General features: G+C 42.3%; 13 protein-coding genes. 10 read left to right on the top strand and 3 right to left on the bottom strand.

The window, feature by feature from the left end:
* Positions 1–69: 69 nt before the first annotated feature.
* Complete coding sequence (locus tag AC13CS_RS10730; RefSeq protein WP_293167657.1) at positions 70–1,560, bottom strand: potassium transporter TrkG; 1,491 nt, start codon at positions 1,558–1,560, stop codon at positions 70–72.
* Positions 1,560–2,909: a Trk system potassium transporter TrkA gene (gene trkA / locus AC13CS_RS10725; protein ID WP_163625166.1), complete on the bottom strand. Its 1,350-nt coding sequence runs from the start codon at positions 2,907–2,909 to the stop codon at positions 1,560–1,562. The genes AC13CS_RS10730 and trkA overlap by 1 nt, the downstream gene beginning before the upstream one ends.
* Positions 2,910–3,103: 194 nt before the next feature.
* Between trkA and ubiE the strand changes: the two genes are divergently transcribed.
* Positions 3,104–3,832 (top strand): bifunctional demethylmenaquinone methyltransferase/2-methoxy-6-polyprenyl-1,4-benzoquinol methylase UbiE, encoded by a 729-nt coding sequence (ubiE, locus tag AC13CS_RS10720; protein WP_293167660.1) that lies wholly within the window; start codon positions 3,104–3,106, stop codon positions 3,830–3,832.
* Between the two features lie 4 nt (positions 3,833–3,836).
* A complete protein-coding gene (porT, locus tag AC13CS_RS10715) occupies positions 3,837–4,535 on the top strand; it encodes a type IX secretion/gliding motility protein PorT/SprT (RefSeq protein WP_293167662.1) in 699 nt (232 codons plus the stop codon).
* A 271-nt stretch (positions 4,536–4,806) separates the two neighbouring features.
* On the opposite strand, the gene AC13CS_RS10710 is transcribed toward porT, so the two are convergent.
* Entirely contained in the window at positions 4,807–5,523 is a 717-nt protein-coding gene (locus tag AC13CS_RS10710; RefSeq protein ID WP_293167665.1) for an RNA methyltransferase, read from the bottom strand.
* 24 nt (positions 5,524–5,547) lie between these two features.
* Between AC13CS_RS10710 and tamL the strand changes: the two genes are divergently transcribed.
* From tamL to AC13CS_RS10670, 8 genes are all read left to right on the top strand, one after another.
* A complete protein-coding gene (tamL, locus tag AC13CS_RS10705) occupies positions 5,548–8,136 on the top strand; it encodes a translocation and assembly module lipoprotein TamL (protein WP_293167964.1) in 2,589 nt (862 codons plus the stop codon).
* A 52-nt stretch (positions 8,137–8,188) separates the two neighbouring features.
* A complete protein-coding gene (gene fbaA / locus AC13CS_RS10700) occupies positions 8,189–9,256 on the top strand; it encodes a class II fructose-bisphosphate aldolase (RefSeq protein ID WP_293167667.1) in 1,068 nt (355 codons plus the stop codon).
* Between the two features lie 27 nt (positions 9,257–9,283).
* A complete protein-coding gene (gene accD / locus AC13CS_RS10695; protein ID WP_293167669.1) occupies positions 9,284–10,144 on the top strand; it encodes an acetyl-CoA carboxylase, carboxyltransferase subunit beta in 861 nt (286 codons plus the stop codon).
* Between the two features lie 271 nt (positions 10,145–10,415).
* Positions 10,416–10,685: a 30S ribosomal protein S15 gene (gene rpsO, locus AC13CS_RS10690; RefSeq protein WP_293167671.1), complete on the top strand. Its 270-nt coding sequence runs from the start codon at positions 10,416–10,418 to the stop codon at positions 10,683–10,685.
* 218 nt (positions 10,686–10,903) lie between these two features.
* On the top strand, positions 10,904–13,138 hold the full coding sequence (locus AC13CS_RS10685; protein WP_293167673.1) for a polyribonucleotide nucleotidyltransferase: 2,235 nt from the start codon (positions 10,904–10,906) through the stop codon (positions 13,136–13,138).
* 148 nt (positions 13,139–13,286) lie between these two features.
* Entirely contained in the window at positions 13,287–14,150 is an 864-nt protein-coding gene (locus tag AC13CS_RS10680; protein ID WP_100817395.1) for a sigma-70 family RNA polymerase sigma factor, read from the top strand.
* Between the two features lie 187 nt (positions 14,151–14,337).
* Positions 14,338–14,997: a ribulose-phosphate 3-epimerase gene (gene rpe, locus AC13CS_RS10675; RefSeq protein WP_293167675.1), complete on the top strand. Its 660-nt coding sequence runs from the start codon at positions 14,338–14,340 to the stop codon at positions 14,995–14,997.
* A complete protein-coding gene (locus AC13CS_RS10670) occupies positions 14,997–15,983 on the top strand; it encodes a YpdA family putative bacillithiol disulfide reductase (RefSeq protein WP_293167677.1) in 987 nt (328 codons plus the stop codon). Before rpe ends, AC13CS_RS10670 begins: the two co-directional genes overlap by 1 nt.
* Positions 15,984–15,996 lie beyond the last annotated feature (13 nt).

Genomic DNA, 15,996 nt, shown 5'->3' with positions numbered 1-15,996 from the left:
ACCTGTTTCAGCATCTAACAATTAATCAATCAATTAAAAGCCTCTTGTTTACTTCAAGAGGTTTTTTTATTAGGTCTTTTTCCAGAAATATGGGGTAAGCAAAATCAGAACAGTGAACAGCTCCAAACGCCCCAAAAGCATTAAAAAACTACACCACCATTTACCAGCCGCAGGGAGACTGTTATAATTACTGACCGGGTTTAAACTGCCCAAAGCGGGACCTACATTGCCCAGCGAAGAAGCAGAACCCCCAACGGCCGATACAAAATCCAAGCCCAAGAGACCCAGCACCAACGAACCTATAATAAAGAGCAGCATATACAGTACAAAAAAAGCTATCACATTGTAAACAATATGCTCTGTAACTGTTTTTTGATTGTACCGAACAGGTATGATGGCATTTGGGTGCAAGGTCCTCTTAAATTCCAAAATACCATTTTTGATAATCAATAGGTGTCGCATAACCTTGATCCCTCCTGCTGTTGAACCCGCCGAGCCTCCAAGGAACATTAAACCGAAAAAGAAAACGGTCAAAAATGGGGTCCAAGAGGTAAAATCCGCAGAAACAAAGCCTGTTGTGGTAATCACTGCAACCACCTGAAACAAACCATGCCTAATGGTGCTTTCCACCTCTCCCAGTACCATTGGATGAAAATCGGATATAGGCACATCTGCCCTAAAATAAATGCCCAAGGCAACAACAATGGTAAAAATAACCACAAAACCAAGATAGTACTTGAACTCTTCATCCTTTAGGATGCGTTGCACCTTTCCTGTCAACGCAAAATAGCTGAGTACAAAATTGCTTCCTGCCAAAAACATGAAAAGAATTACGATGTATTGAATCAAAGGTTGATCGTTCCAAAAAGCCAAGCTCGCATTTTTGGTGGAAAACCCTCCTGTTGACATAGTGGCCAGTGCATGATTGATGGCATCGAAAAAAGACATTCCAGCAAACTTTAGCAGCAAGGTTTCCAGCACTGTATATCCAAAATAAATCAACCAAAGCCTCTTAGCCGTATCGGTAATTCTTGGGTGAAGTTTATCCCCGCCAGGCCCAGGCGCTTCTGCGGCGAACAATTGCATGCCACCTATACCCAAAAGCGGTAAAATGGCAATGGCAAGTACAATAATTCCCATACCCCCAATCCAATGGGTAAGGCTCCGCCAGAGCAAAATTCCTTCGGGCAAGGCTTCTATATCATCTAATATTGAAGCTCCCGTAGTGGTGTAACCCGACATGGTTTCAAAAAAAGCATCGGTAATGGAGGGTATTGCTCCGGAAAAAAGATAGGGCAACATCCCAGAAATAGACATTACGATCCATCCAAAGGTAACCACAATGTACCCTTCCCTCTTTTTGACTTCCTTTTTATGGCCCCGGGTGTAGAACATGGCCATCATTCCAAAAAGCATGGTCACAATGGCAGCCAACATAATTTCCATGGTGGCACCATCTTTATATATGCCACTGGCAATTGCCGCTAAAAGCATAAAAGAACCATTGCAAAGCAACAACAGGCCCAAGATATGGATAATGATTCGTGTATTGAGCTTCATTATAGGAACAGCTTTTCTATCCTTGGTATGGCTTTGGGCAAGCAACAGACCACTACTTTATCGCCTTTGGCAATCCTAAAATCACCCAACGCAATAATTCCCTCTCCGTTCCGTATAACACCACCGATACTTGCCTCTCTAGGAAAATTAAGCTCCCTGATCAACTCACCATTCACCAAGGATGTAGCCTTTACTTCAAACTCTAAAATTTCTGCATTTAAATTGTTCAAACGGGTCAAGGCGAGCACCTCCCCTTTTCGGATATACCTAAAAATGCTGTTGGCGGCAAGGAGTTTTTTATTGATGAGGGTATCCACACCGATGGAGTGGGACAATTGAAAATAGTCCATGTTCTCTACCAATGCAATGGTTTTTTTGATTTTTTTGCTCTTGGCTACCAAACAGGACATGATATTGGTTTCAGAGTTCCCGGTAACGGCAATAAAGGCGTCCATGGACTCAAGGTTTTCTTCTTCCAAAAGTTCAACATTTCTCCCGTCTCCGTTTATTACAAGGGCATGGGGCAGTTCATCTGCAATGTCAAATGCTTTCTCCTTGTTCTTTTCAATCAGTTTTACATTGAATTTTTTATTGCAGAGGTCCCTTGCCGTTTTGTAACCCACTTTACTGCCCCCAAGAATCATCACATTTTTAATGTCCTGTTTCTGCATTCCCGAAAGCTTGTACAACTCTTCCACTCCCTTATCCGAAGTGATGAAATACACCTGATCGCCTTCTTTAAAAACGGTATCACCCCTTGGAATCAAAGTAAATTGGGTTCCTTTTCGCTGCAGTGCAATGGGCATAAAATTGAGTTCTGGAAAAATTCGGGCAGCTTCTTTCACCATTTTACCCACAAAAGGTGCGGTTTTGGGCAGTATTACCCCGAACATGGTGAGCAGTCCTTCTTCAAACTGGTAGGTATCGTTAAAGGCGGATTGATTGAGCATTAACTGGATTTCCATAGCCGCCAAACGCTCTGGGGAAATCAATTCATCAATTCCCAATTGTTCAAACTTGATAATATCTCGATTGTCCATGAATTCCGTATTGGAAATTCTGGCCATGGTTCGTTTGCAGCCCAATTGTTTTGCAAGTACACAAAGGGTCAAGTTGGTAGTTTCCGATGCTGTTACCGCGATTACAAGATCAGAGCCATCGACTTGCGCATCTTGCAATACTTGGATAGACGTAGCGTCGCCCCGAAGCACCCGAATATCCAAATGGTTATCGGCATAGGACAGTCTTTCCTTATCGGTATCAATCAAAGTGATTTCCTGTGCTTCATAGGACAATAATTTGGCCAAATGAAACCCAACTTCACCAGCACCTGCAATAATGATTCTCATTGATTAGAATAGGATGTGTTCTTAAATAACCTCAGTTTGCACGTTGCAAACAATATTAGGAATGGTATGCTATACGTAAACTCCATACTTTTAACCAAATACGGAAAATAAATCCCTTTGGAGGGCAAAATTACATAAATAATTTTGTCTTCATCCCTTAAGCTAAGTTGTATATTTGCCACCAAATTTAAGCGATGTCGAAAAAGGTGACGCCCTATAAAGAATCTGAGCTTGGCAAAAAGGACCAAGTAAGGCAGATGTTCGATAATATATCCGGTAATTACGACGGCCTTAACCGTGTTATTTCCTTTGGAACCGATGTTAAATGGCGTAAGCGCATCGTAGCTTTTTTAAAGGACAAATCCCCAAATTCCATTTTGGACATTGCCACCGGCACAGGTGATCTTGCCATTGCCATGGCAAAGACCGGGGCCAAAAAAATTATTGGTCTGGACCTATCTCCCGGCATGTTGGAAGTGGGCAAAACCAAAGTATCCAACAAAAAATTGCAGGATACCATTGAAATGGTGGTGGGAGACAGCGAAAACCTCCCATTTGAAGACAATTCCTTTGATGCGATCACCGTTGCCTTTGGGGTAAGAAATTTTGAAGATCTGGAAAAAGGATTGGAAGAAATTTATCGGGTACTAAAACCAAAGGGACATTTTGTAGTGCTCGAAACTTCCGTCCCCACCAAAACCCCTTTTAAACAAGGATATAAAATATATACAAAGTATGTTTTGCCCACTATAGGCAAACTTTTTTCCAAGGACAGGTCGGCCTACAAATATTTGAGTGAATCGGCATCTGTTTTCCCTCATGGTGAGGCTTTCAACAATATTTTGAAGAAAATTGGGTTTATAGGAGTAGAGAACAAACCACAAACCATGGGTGTAGCATCCATTTATGTCGCTTCAAAATAGTCAAATGAAAAATATCCTCATTCTTTTTGGATTTTTAGCTTTGTCAAACACCACTGTCATTGCCCAATTTGGAGGCGACCCCATTTTAAATCTTCAGAACGAGGATAAGAAATTTTTGAACTGGGGATATTATCTGGGGTTTAACCAATACGACTTTCAATTTGAATACAAGGATGATATTGGTAAAGATATATTGGTGGACAAAAGTTTTGGTTTTAATGTGGGATTGATCGGAGAACTTAGAATAAATGAGTTTTTGGATGCCCGTTTTGAACCCGGCCTGCTCTACACTTCCAGAATCCTTGGTTTCCCGGGCCTTCCTTCCCAAGTCGATGCGCTGCGCGAAGTGCGTTCGACCTACATAAGGTTCCCTTTACTGATCAAGGCCAGTACCCGAAGAATTGGAAACTGGAAACCTTTTATTATTGGCGGAGTGTATACTTCCATCAATTTAGGTAGCAATGAGGATAGCCTAGATGATAACAGTAGTGGACAATTCCGAATGAAACAAAATGTGTATGGGTATGAATTGGGTTTTGGAATTGATTTTTACACCGAGTACTTTAAGTTTACACCATCTATCCGAGGTGTTTTTGCCCTTACGGACGAATTGGTTCCGGATGAGGACCCCAACAGTCCTTGGACCGGGAACATCAACGCAATGCGCACCCGGGGCATCTTCATCAATTTTACGTTTGAATAGTACGGATCAAATTCCAAAAATTAAGCATCAAACTTCCGACTCCTTACTCCTGTCTTCCGAGTTTGACACGAATTGCACTAATTGCTCGAATCAAGTTCAAGCATCAAGCTCAAACATCAAACATTGGACTTCCGACATCCGACTTCTGATTTAAATTTAAATAACTGAATACCCAGTAACGGAGTGGCAGTATGCAATAAGTTCAAGCATCAAACTTCCGACATCGGACTCCCGACTTCTGACTTCTGGCATCAAAATCAAGTTCCAAAAACTACCTTCGTATTTCATTCAACAGAATGGCAGTTGCCGTGGCTACGTTCAAGCTTTCGGCAGTAGCAGCACCAAATTGGGGAATGGAAATTCTTTTGGTGATAAATTGACCCACTTCGTCAGAAATGCCGTTGGCTTCGTTGCCCATTACCAAAACTCCCTTTTTCGCCAAATCGGATTTATAAATGGTTTCGCCATCCATAAAAGCACCGTAAACGGGAAGGTCTGTTTTTTGCAAATAATCTTCCAAATCAACATAAACAATGTTCACCCGAGCAATGGAACCCATGGTGGCCTGCAATACTTTAGGATTATAACAATCTACCGTGTCCGGCGAACAGACGAGCTGCGTTATACCAAACCAATCACAAAGCCGGATAATGGTTCCTAAATTACCGGGATCCCTAACGGCATCCAGCACCAAGATCCAATCATCATCAATCGCTTTATGGGATTCGGCCATATAAAAAACCCCCAACACGCCATTTGGGCGGGTAAGGCTGCTCATTTGCTTCAAAACTTTGGAGGAAACCACTTCGGCATCTTTAAATTTCCCCATCAATACAGCATCATCAACAAAAACTTTAAATGGCTTTACTCCCGCTTGCAGTAATTCATTCACTACCTTTTCTCCTTCAACAACAAAGAGGCGATGTTGAGATCGGTACTTTTTTTGCTTTAGGCTAACAACTAGTTTAATTTGGTTTTTTGTAACCATCTAAATCGTGTATTTTTGGCTTCTATGAATGGTTCTTTTGGTGTAACGTGCAACTGGGCAAAAATAGGATTATTGTTGCTTTTGCTTAGCATTTTGGGTTGCAATACCTTAAAAAAGGTCGGGGATGATGAATTATTGCTCACCAAAAACACCATTTTGGTCGATGATGAAAAAATAAGCAGTAGCGAAATAAAAGGACTTATCTCCCAGAAACCCAACAGCAATGTTTTGGGTTACCCGCTAAAACTCAATCTTTATAACCTAGCCAAAGAAAACCCCGATTCATCATTCCAGGATTGGCTGCACCGAAAAGAAAAAAGGGAAAAACGACTTAACAATTTGCTTTCCGAGAAGCAGGTAAACAGATTAAGCGAATCATTTCTGGTAAAAGGATATAGTGAGTTTTTGAAAAGAATTGGCGAACCCCCTGTTATTATTGATACTTCAGAGACCAATAAATCTCTCAAAAAACTGGAATCCTATTACAATAGCAAAGGGTATTTTAACAACACGGGGGAATATCAAATAGTGGATAGCAGAAAAAAGAGAAAGGCAAGTATTGAGTATAACATCACCTTGAATAAGCCTTACATTGTGGACACCATACAAAAAAACATTACCTCACCAGAGTTGGATTCCATATACCAGAATGCAATTGGGCAAAGTTTTGTTAGACAGGGTGAACAATTTGATTTGGACAAATTTACCATGGAGCGGGAGCGATTAACAAGCTTGTTTAGAAATTCGGGGGTATATAATTTCCAGGAAAGCTCCATCAACTACAGTATTCTGCGGGATACTACCCTTGCTTCGGACGACCAGCTCATGGATGTGCAATTGAACATTAAAAAATTTAGGAGCTCGAACGATAGTACGGATACCAACATGCCGTACAAGGTGGCTCGCCACAAACAAATCAACATTTACGCAGATTATGATATAAACGGAGGCATGGATACTTTACAGCGTATTCAACACGAAAATTACAACATCTATTACAACGGCAAGCTCCGCTACCGCCCCAAAGCACTGGCCGATGCCATTTTCTTTGAGAAAGATAGTGTTTACCGAGATTTGGACAGAATAAGAACCTACAGGCAGATCACCAACCTGAACACCTTTAAGTACCCCAATATTGAGTTTATACCGGATTCCACACAAACGGAACTGGAAACCAACATATACTTGGCCGCCAAGCCCAAATACTCTTTAAACCTAAATTTTGATGTCACCCACTCCAACATTCAACAAGTGGGCACCGCCTTTAGTGCTTCGGTGATTACACGTAATGTCTTTGGCGGTGCAGAAACTTTGAATATTTCGGCAAGGGGATCCATTGGTTTGTTGAGCGATGCCTCCCTATCGGATGAAACATTCACTTCCGAGCTCGGCGGGGATATCAACATTACATTTCCCCGGATTTGGCTGCCCTTCAATACAGAGCGCATCATACCTTATTATATGCTCCCACAAAGCCGATTGTCCGTAGGTACTAACTTCCAAAGGAACATCGGTTTGGACAAACAGTCCCTGAACTCCATTTTATCCTATAACTGGTCGCCTTCGGAACGGTTAAAAAACAATATTGAACTTATTAATGTGGAATTTGTACGCAATGTAAACACGAACAATTTCTACAATGTATACCGAAATACCTTTTCCAATTTGGACGATATCGCCGATCAATTTCAGGACAACCCTGAATATTCCTCCTATTTTGACCCCATTCTGGAAGAAGGTGAAGAACCAAAGCTGAGCATACCAGATGGAGCAAACCGATTTGCCCAGGATGTTTTGAGCGATTCAATTCCAGTAAGCTCAGAAGAGAAACAAGAAGTAAATAGCATTGAGGAAAGACGAAGAAGGCTAACAGAGGACAACCTAATTTTTGCCAGTAATTTCACCCATACCAAAAACAGTAAATCAGGCATTAACGACCTTGATTTTTATCAGTATCGTATAAAACTCGAAAGTGCCGGTGCCATGCTCTCATTGCTCACCAATGCAATACCTTTCAATAAAAATCCCAACGGACAGCACCTTGTCTTCAGCGTTCCTTTCTCCCAATACGTAAAAACCGAGTTCGATTATATACGCCATTGGAGTATTGGAGGAGGACAAGTAATCGCCTTTAGGAGCTTCTCCGGTCTGGCAATTCCCTATGGCAATTCCGACAACGTGCCCTTTGTTCGCAGCTACTTTGCAGGTGGGTCCAACGACAACCGCGCCTGGAACGCTTACGAGCTTGGACCTGGCAGCACGGACAACATCAACGATTTTAACGAGGCCAACCTAAAACTGGCCCTAAACCTTGAATATAGGTTCCCCATTGCCGGTGATGTAAAGGGTGCCCTTTTTGCGGACGCAGGCAATATTTGGAATGTATTCGACAACGAAACAAACCCCGACGCCATATTTAGCGGGTTCGCTTCTCTAGGGGACATTGCATTGGGAACCGGCCTTGGGCTTCGTTACGATTTTACCTATTTTGTTTTTAGGTTGGATGTTGGGTTCAAAACGTACAACCCTGCCAAAATTGGGTCCGATCGCTGGTTCGATGGATACAGCTTCAAACAGGCCGTCTTCAACATAGGGATCAATTATCCTTTCTAGAGGAAATATTTTATTACTTTTGTTTCCTATTTAATTCGAAACCAATATAACTATGTCCCACAATATCAAGCCCGGTGTTGCAACCGGTGATGAAGTACAGGCAATTTTCAACCACGCAAAAGAGAACGGATATGCACTTCCTGCAGTAAACGTAATCGGTTCTGATAGTATCAATGCCGTAATGGAAACCGCCGCAACGTTAAACGCCCCCGTAATTATCCAATTTTCTAACGGAGGTGCCCAGTTCAACGCAGGTAAAGGACTTTCCAACGAAGATCAAAAAGCTGCAATTTTAGGAGCCGTTGCAGGCGCAAAACACGTTCACCAATTGGCCGAGGCCTATGGAGCAACCGTAATTCTACATACCGACCACTGCGCCAAAAAATTGTTGCCTTGGATTGATGGGCTTTTGGACGCTAGTGAAAAGCATTACAAGGAAACCGGAAAATCATTGTTCAGTTCACACATGATCGATCTTTCCGAAGAACCACTTGAGGAAAACATTGAAATCTGCAAGGAATACCTGGAGCGCATGAGCAAAATGGAAATGACTTTGGAGATTGAGTTGGGAATCACCGGAGGCGAGGAAGATGGTGTGGACAACACCGATGTGGACGACTCCAAATTGTACACCCAGCCCGAAGAAGTGGCCTTTGCTTACGAAGAGCTTTCAAAAGTAAGTCCAAGGTTTACAATCGCCGCTGCATTTGGTAACGTACACGGGGTATACAAGCCGGGGAACGTAAAACTGACCCCAAAAATCCTTAAAAACTCCCAAGAGTTTATCACCGAGAAATACGGTGTAGAGCACAACCATATCGACTTTGTATTCCACGGAGGTTCAGGTTCCACTTTGGAAGAAATCAGGGAAGCCATCGGTTACGGGGTCATCAAAATGAACATTGATACCGATTTGCAATACGCATTCTTGGAAGGTGTTCGTGATTACATCCAAGGAAAAAAGGATTATCTACAAACACAGATAGGCAACCCTGATGGTGACGACCAACCCAACAAAAAATACTACGATCCCCGAGTTTGGCTGCGAGAAGGAGAAAAAACCTTTATCGCTCGTTTGAAAAAAGCCTTCGAGGATTTGAACAACGTAAACACCTTGTAAGCCTTTGTCTAACTAAATATTGATTGCATGTCGTCTTGGTTTAAAAGAAAGGAAAAAGGAATACAAACAGCTACCGAGGAGAAAAAAGACACCCCAAAGGGGTTGTGGTACAAATCCCCCACAGGTAAGATTGTCGAGGCCGAGGATTTGGCAAAAAACTTCTACGTAAGTCCAGAAGATGATTATCACGTTCGAATTGGCAGTAAAGAATATTTTGAAATTCTTTTTGATGACAACAAGTTCCGTGAACTTGACACAAAAATGACGTCCAAAGACCCATTAAAGTTTGTGGACACCAAAAAATATTCGGATCGTTTAAAGGCTGCCCAGAAAAAAACAGGTTTAAAAGATGCCGTCAGAACTGCAGTTGGCAAATCCCAAGGAAAGGATATTGTTGTAGCCTGCATGGACTTTGCCTTTATAGGAGGTTCCATGGGAAGTGTGGTTGGCGAAAAAATATCGCGCGCCATTGATGTGGCCAAAAGGAAAAAAGTGCCATTTGTGATGATTTCCAAATCTGGCGGGGCCCGTATGATGGAAGCCGCCCTATCCTTGATGCAATTGGCAAAAACATCAGCCAAGTTAGCACAATTGGCCGATGCAAAAATACCGTACATTTCATTGTGTACAGACCCTACAACAGGTGGTACAACAGCTTCCTATGCCATGTTGGGCGACATTAACATCGCCGAACCCGGTGCTTTGATCGGATTTGCAGGACCCAGGGTAGTTAAAGACACAACAGGCAAAGACCTCCCGGAAGGTTTCCAAACGGCCGAATTTTTGAAAGAACACGGTTTCTTGGACTTCATTACCCACCGTAGGGATTTGAAAAAGAAAATCAATCTCTATATCGATTTGATTACCAATCAACCTGTAAGAAATTAAAAGGTCTAAAAAACAACAAAAGCTTGAATTTGTCAGGTTGAGCGCAGTCGAAACCCATTATTGACCATCAACATACTTTAGGTTCTCGACTGCGCTCGAACTGACAGATAATTAACTTTTTAGCCTCTTTGTTTTAGAAAGAGAAAGTCCGGCTACATACCGACCTTAAAAGTTTGATTGATATAAGTCTTTTAAATTCAAAAAAACGCCTATCTTTGCACGCTGATCGCAGATTTGATCAATACATAAAAATCATTTAAATAATATTGGAATGTATTTAACAAAAGAAGTTAAAGCCGAGATTTTTAAAAAACACGGCGGCTCTGAGAGCAACACTGGTTCTACGGAAGGACAAATTGCTTTGTTCACACACCGTATCAACCACCTAACCGGACACCTTAAAAGGAACCACAAAGATTACAACACCGAGCGTTCTTTGGTGGCATTGGTAGGTAAAAGACGTAGTCTTTTGGATTACCTAAAGAAAAAAGATATTGAAAAATATCGTTCCTTGATCAAGGAATTGAATATTAGAAAATAAAAACAAAAGGGGAGGCTTGGGCTTCCCCTTTGTTTTGGTTGAACACGTTTCAACAAAAAAGTCCCGGCCCAAAACCGGGCAAACACAAAAAGCTACAAATAGTTTTTCATTGGTCAAGTGCTCCCAAGCACACAACAACAACACAACCCGACCGCCCGGATGGCGGTAGACCCAATGTTTAACAACCTGGCCATAATTGGTTGGGTAAGATTAATTTTATGATTCCAAAGACATTCAAAGAGGTCATAGACCTCGGTGACGGTAGAGAGATTTCTATCGAAACCGGAAAACTGGCAAAGCAGGCCCATGGCTCTGTTGTTGTCCAATCTGGCAAGTGTATGCTATTGTGTACAGTTGTCTCCAATTACAAAGCTTCGGACGTGGACTTTTTGCCACTTACCGTAGATTATCGCGAAAAATTTGCTGCTGCAGGACGTTATCCAGGTGGTTTCTTTAAAAGAGAAGCAAGACCTAGCGACGGCGAAGTATTGACCATGCGGTTGGTGGACAGGGTACTGAGACCATTGTTCCCTAAGGATTACCACTCCGAAACACAGGTGATGATTCAGTTAATGTCGCACGACGAAGATGTAATGCCCGACGCCATGGCTGGATTGGCTGCTTCCGCTGCCATTCAACTTTCGGATTTCCCATTCGAATGTGCCATATCGGAAGTTCGTGTGGGTAGGGTGAACGGTGAGTTCGTCATCAACCCGACCAGAGCACAATTAAAAGAGTCCGACATCGACATGATGATCGGAGCCTCCGCAGATTCCGTGATGATGGTAGAGGGTGAGATGGACGAAATTTCCGAAGAGGAAATGGTGGAAGCCATCAAATTTGCCCACGAAGCCATTAAGGTACAGTGTGCCGCACAGATAAAATTGGCAGAAGCTTTCGGCAAAAAAGAGGTCCGTGAATACGAACCGGAAGCTGAAGACGAAGAACTTCAGAAAAAAATCCACGACATGGCCTACGACAAGGTATATGAAGTGGCCAAAGCGGGTTCCTCCAAAAAAGAACGCAGCGAAGCATTTGCCGCTATCAAAGAAGAAATTAAAGCATCTTTTTCTGAAGAAGAATTGGAAGAAATCGGTGATTTGATTTCCAAGTACTACCACAAAGCCGAAAAAGAGGCTGTTAGAAACCTAACATTGGAAGAAGGGCTTCGTTTGGACGGACGTAAAACAACCGATGTTCGACCAATATGGTGCGAAATCGATTATTTGCCCTCCGTACATGGTTCCGCCATCTTTACCCGTGGCGAAACTCAAGCTTTGGCAACCGTTACTTTGGGAACCTCAAGAGAGGCCAACCAAATAGACATGCCATCTTACGAAGGTGAAGAAACATTCTATTTACACTACAACTTCCCTCCTTTCTCCACTGGTGAAGCACGACCAATTCGTGGTACATCCCGTAGAGAGGTTGGACACGGTAACTTGGCACAACGTGCCCTAAAAGGAATGATTCCAGAGGATTGTCCTTATACGGTTCGTGTTGTTTCCGAAGTATTGGAATCCAACGGTTCCTCATCCATGGCAACCGTATGTTCCGGTACTATGGCATTGATGGACGCTGGTGTTCAGTTGAAAAAACCTGTTTCCGGTATCGCTATGGGATTGATCACAGATACCGAAACTGGTAAATATGCTGTACTATCCGACATCTTGGGTGATGAAGATCACTTGGGAGATATGGACTTTAAGGTAACTGGTACCGCAGATGGCATCACTGCCTGTCAAATGGACATCAAAGTAAAAGGACTTTCTTACGAAATCTTGGTGAAAGCTTTAATGCAAGCCAAAGATGGTAGAATGCACATTTTGGGCAAACTTACCGAAACTATTGCCGAGCCTAGAGCTGAGGTTAAATCTTATGCTCCAAAAATTGTTACCAGAGTTATTCCAGGTGAATTTATTGGTGCACTTATCGGTAAAGGTGGAGAAGTAATCCAAGAACTTCAAAAAACAACCAATACCACTATTGTTATTAATGAAGACCCGGATACCGAAGAAGGTATTGTGGAAATTCTTGGTACAGACCAGAATGGTATCGATGCCGTATTGGCCAAGATAGATTCATTAATGTTTAAACCAGAAGTGGGAAGTGTTTATGAGGTTAAAGTGATCAAAATGCTTGACTTTGGGGCTGTGGTAGAATATACCGAGGCACCAGGGAACGAAGTATTGCTCCACGTATCCGAATTGGCATGGGAACGTACCGAAAATGTATCCGATGTGGTAAATATGGGAGATGTTTTTGATGTAAAATACTTCGGACTAGACCCAAGAACCAGAAAGGAAAAGGTATCAAGAAAAGCCTTGTTGCCAAAACCTGAAGGGTATCAAGAACGTCCTCCCCGCAACGATAGAGGTGGTGACCGCAGAGGTGGTGGCGGCGACCGTAGAGGTGGCAACCGCGACAGAAAGCCAAGAAGGGATAGAGATTAAAACTTCTTTGTTAGAATATAAAAGCCCCGAGCAATTGCTCGGGACTTTCTTTTTAAAAAAAATGTAACCAAAATGTAACTTTTTGGTTTTTTGAACGTATAACCTAATGAGCTCCGGTTCACAAATTTAATTTGAAGGGATTTTTTAGATGAGACAGTTAAAGATTACAAAACAGGTTACCAATAGGGAAACCGCGTCGCTGGACAAGTATTTGCAGGAAATCGGTAAGGTTGATTTGATCACCGCCGATGAAGAGGTGGAGTTGGCACAGCGAATTAAAGCGGGAGACCAAGTAGCCTTGGAAAAATTAACTAAAGCCAACCTTAGGTTCGTTGTATCTGTTGCAAAACAGTACCAGAACCAAGGGTTGACACTTCCTGATTTGATCAATGAAGGAAACTTGGGACTTATCAAAGCTGCACAGCGTTTTGATGAAACCCGTGGATTTAAATTTATTTCATACGCTGTTTGGTGGATTCGTCAGTCCATTCTTCAAGCTTTGGCGGAGCAGTCCCGTATTGTTCGTTTGCCATTGAACAAGATTGGTTCCATCAACAAGATCAATAAAACATTTGCTTTCTTGGAGCAGGCGCACGAGCGTCCACCCTCTGCAGAGGAAATTGCCAAAGAATTGGACATGACCGTGGAAGACGTGAAGCAATCCTTGAAAAACTCTGGTCGCCACGTATCCATGGATGCTCCATTGATCGATGGTGAAGATTCCAACCTGTACGATGTATTGCGCAGTGGTGAATCGCCAAATCCGGATAAGGAACTTTTGCACGATTCCCTTCGTACCGAAATCGAGCGTGCATTGGAAACCCTTACCCCTCGTGAAGCTGATGTAATCAGGCTTTACTTTGGTTTAGCTGGTCAACATTCCATGACCTTGGAAGAAATTGGCGAGACTTTTGACCTTACACGAGAAAGGGTTCGTCAAATTAAGGAAAAAGCTATCCGCAGGTTAAAACACACCTCTAGAAGTAAGATTTTAAAGACATATTTGGGATAAAGTGTAAAAAACACCCCATAAATTACAGTTAAACTATCCTTAAATTTGATTTTTGGCAGGAAAGTTGTAATTTAGTAAGATATAACAGTTTATCATGACTGTTCGTTTTTTGATTGATGAATAAACTCCGGCTGATTACCGGAGTTTTTTTCGTTTATGGATGACCGTAATTGGCTAACTTTGTAACATGAACAAATCAATGATCGCTCCTTCGCTCTTGGCATCCGACTTTGCCAATCTTCAACAAGAAATAGAAATGGTGAACCAAAGTGATGCCGATTGGTTCCATTTGGACGTTATGGATGGTGTTTTTGTACCCAATATTTCCTTTGGAATGCCCGTAATACAAGCTATTGCCAAGCATGCCAAAAAACCGTTGGACACCCATCTTATGATTGTTGACCCGGACAGATATATTAAAACATTTGCCGATTTGGGGATACATCATTTAACCGTTCATTATGAGGCATGCCCCCATTTGCACAGAACGCTGCAAGCTATAAAAGCTGAAGGGATGAAGGCAGGAGTGGCCATCAATCCACATACTTCCATAAAGCTATTGGAAGATACCATTCAGGATATTGACATTGTAATCGTAATGAGCGTTAACCCGGGCTTTGGAGGTCAATCTTTTATCGAGAACACCTATCAAAAAGTGGCCGACCTCAAAGAATTGATAAATCGTAAAAATGCGAAAACCTTGATTGAGATTGATGGGGGCGTTAATGCAGATAATGCCAAAAAATTGATCGATCATGGTGCGGACGTTCTGGTCGCTGGCAGTTTTGTTTTTAAAAGTGGCGACCCGACCGAGACCATTAAAAAATTAAAAGAAGAAATTGCATAATGCAGGAATTTGATGTTGTCATCATAGGAGGCGGCCCTATTGGGATTGCCTGTGGTTTGGAAGCTAAAAAACAAGGACTTTCCTATATCATAATTGAAAAAGGGCCCATTGTAAATTCGCTGTTCAACTATCCTGTGAACATGCAGTTTTTTTCCTCTTCGGAAAAGTTGGAGATAGATGGGATTCCTTTCATTAGCAAAGAAGCCAAACCCAAACGTAACGAGGCCTTGGAGTATTACCGAAGAATCGTGACCTCGAACCAATTGAACATTCATCTTTTTGAAAAGGTCATCGACACCGAAAAACAAGGAGATATTTTTGCTGTAAGAACCGATAAAGATGAGTATCGGGCCAAAAACGTAGTAGTGGCCACGGGATTTTACGACTTGCCCAACACCATCAACGTTCCTGGCGAGGATTTACCGAAAGTATCCCATTATTACAAAGACCCTCACTTTTACGCCAGTCAAAAATTGGTGGTGGTCGGTGCAAGTAATTCGGCCATAGATGCCGCTTTGGAATGTTGGCGCAAAGGAGCCGAGGTAAGCTTGGTGATCCGAGGTCCAGAGGTGGGGCCTCGAGTAAAGTATTGGGTAAGGCCGGATATCATCAACCGAATTGAGGAAGGCAGCATTAAAGCCTTTTACAATTCCACGGTCAAGGAGATCAAACCAAACGAAATCATCATCAATACCCCGGAAGGTGAAGTTACTATGGAGAACGATTTTGTATTGGCCTTAACAGGATACATGCCCAACTTTGCCTTTTTGGAAAAACTCGGCATACAACTTTCCAACGACCCAAAAAGATTGCCCACTTACGACCCAGAAACCATGGAGACCAATATTGATGGATTGTTTTTGGCAGGAGTAATCTGTGGCGGCATGGAAACCCACAAATGGTTTATTGAAAACTCCCGAATTCACGCCCCTATTATTATGAAGGCCATAAAAAATAAATTACAATTGGCGGAAAAGAAGTCTTAATCCAAAAATCATT

Source organism: Flagellimonas sp. B-3 (assembly GCF_056857835.1).
The sequence above is the reverse complement of the archived record's forward strand: the minus strand, read 5'-3'. Positions and strand labels throughout refer to the sequence as shown.

Coding starts and splice junctions, on each gene's coding strand:
- ubiE (WP_293167660.1), top strand. CDS start 3,104: ATGTCGAAAAAGGTGACGCCCTATAAAGAATCTGAGCTTGGCAAAAAG.
- rpe (WP_293167675.1), top strand. CDS start 14,338: ATGAACAAATCAATGATCGCTCCTTCGCTCTTGGCATCCGACTTTGCC.
- trkA (WP_163625166.1), bottom strand. CDS start 2,909: ATGAGAATCATTATTGCAGGTGCTGGTGAAGTTGGGTTTCATTTGGCC.
- AC13CS_RS10670 (WP_293167677.1), top strand. CDS start 14,997: ATGCAGGAATTTGATGTTGTCATCATAGGAGGCGGCCCTATTGGGATT.
- AC13CS_RS10680 (WP_100817395.1), top strand. CDS start 13,287: ATGAGACAGTTAAAGATTACAAAACAGGTTACCAATAGGGAAACCGCG.
- tamL (WP_293167964.1), top strand. CDS start 5,548: ATGAATGGTTCTTTTGGTGTAACGTGCAACTGGGCAAAAATAGGATTA.
- accD (WP_293167669.1), top strand. CDS start 9,284: ATGTCGTCTTGGTTTAAAAGAAAGGAAAAAGGAATACAAACAGCTACC.
- AC13CS_RS10685 (WP_293167673.1), top strand. CDS start 10,904: ATGATTCCAAAGACATTCAAAGAGGTCATAGACCTCGGTGACGGTAGA.
- porT (WP_293167662.1), top strand. CDS start 3,837: ATGAAAAATATCCTCATTCTTTTTGGATTTTTAGCTTTGTCAAACACC.
- rpsO (WP_293167671.1), top strand. CDS start 10,416: ATGTATTTAACAAAAGAAGTTAAAGCCGAGATTTTTAAAAAACACGGC.
- AC13CS_RS10710 (WP_293167665.1), bottom strand. CDS start 5,523: ATGGTTACAAAAAACCAAATTAAACTAGTTGTTAGCCTAAAGCAAAAA.
- AC13CS_RS10730 (WP_293167657.1), bottom strand. CDS start 1,560: ATGAAGCTCAATACACGAATCATTATCCATATCTTGGGCCTGTTGTTG.
- fbaA (WP_293167667.1), top strand. CDS start 8,189: ATGTCCCACAATATCAAGCCCGGTGTTGCAACCGGTGATGAAGTACAG.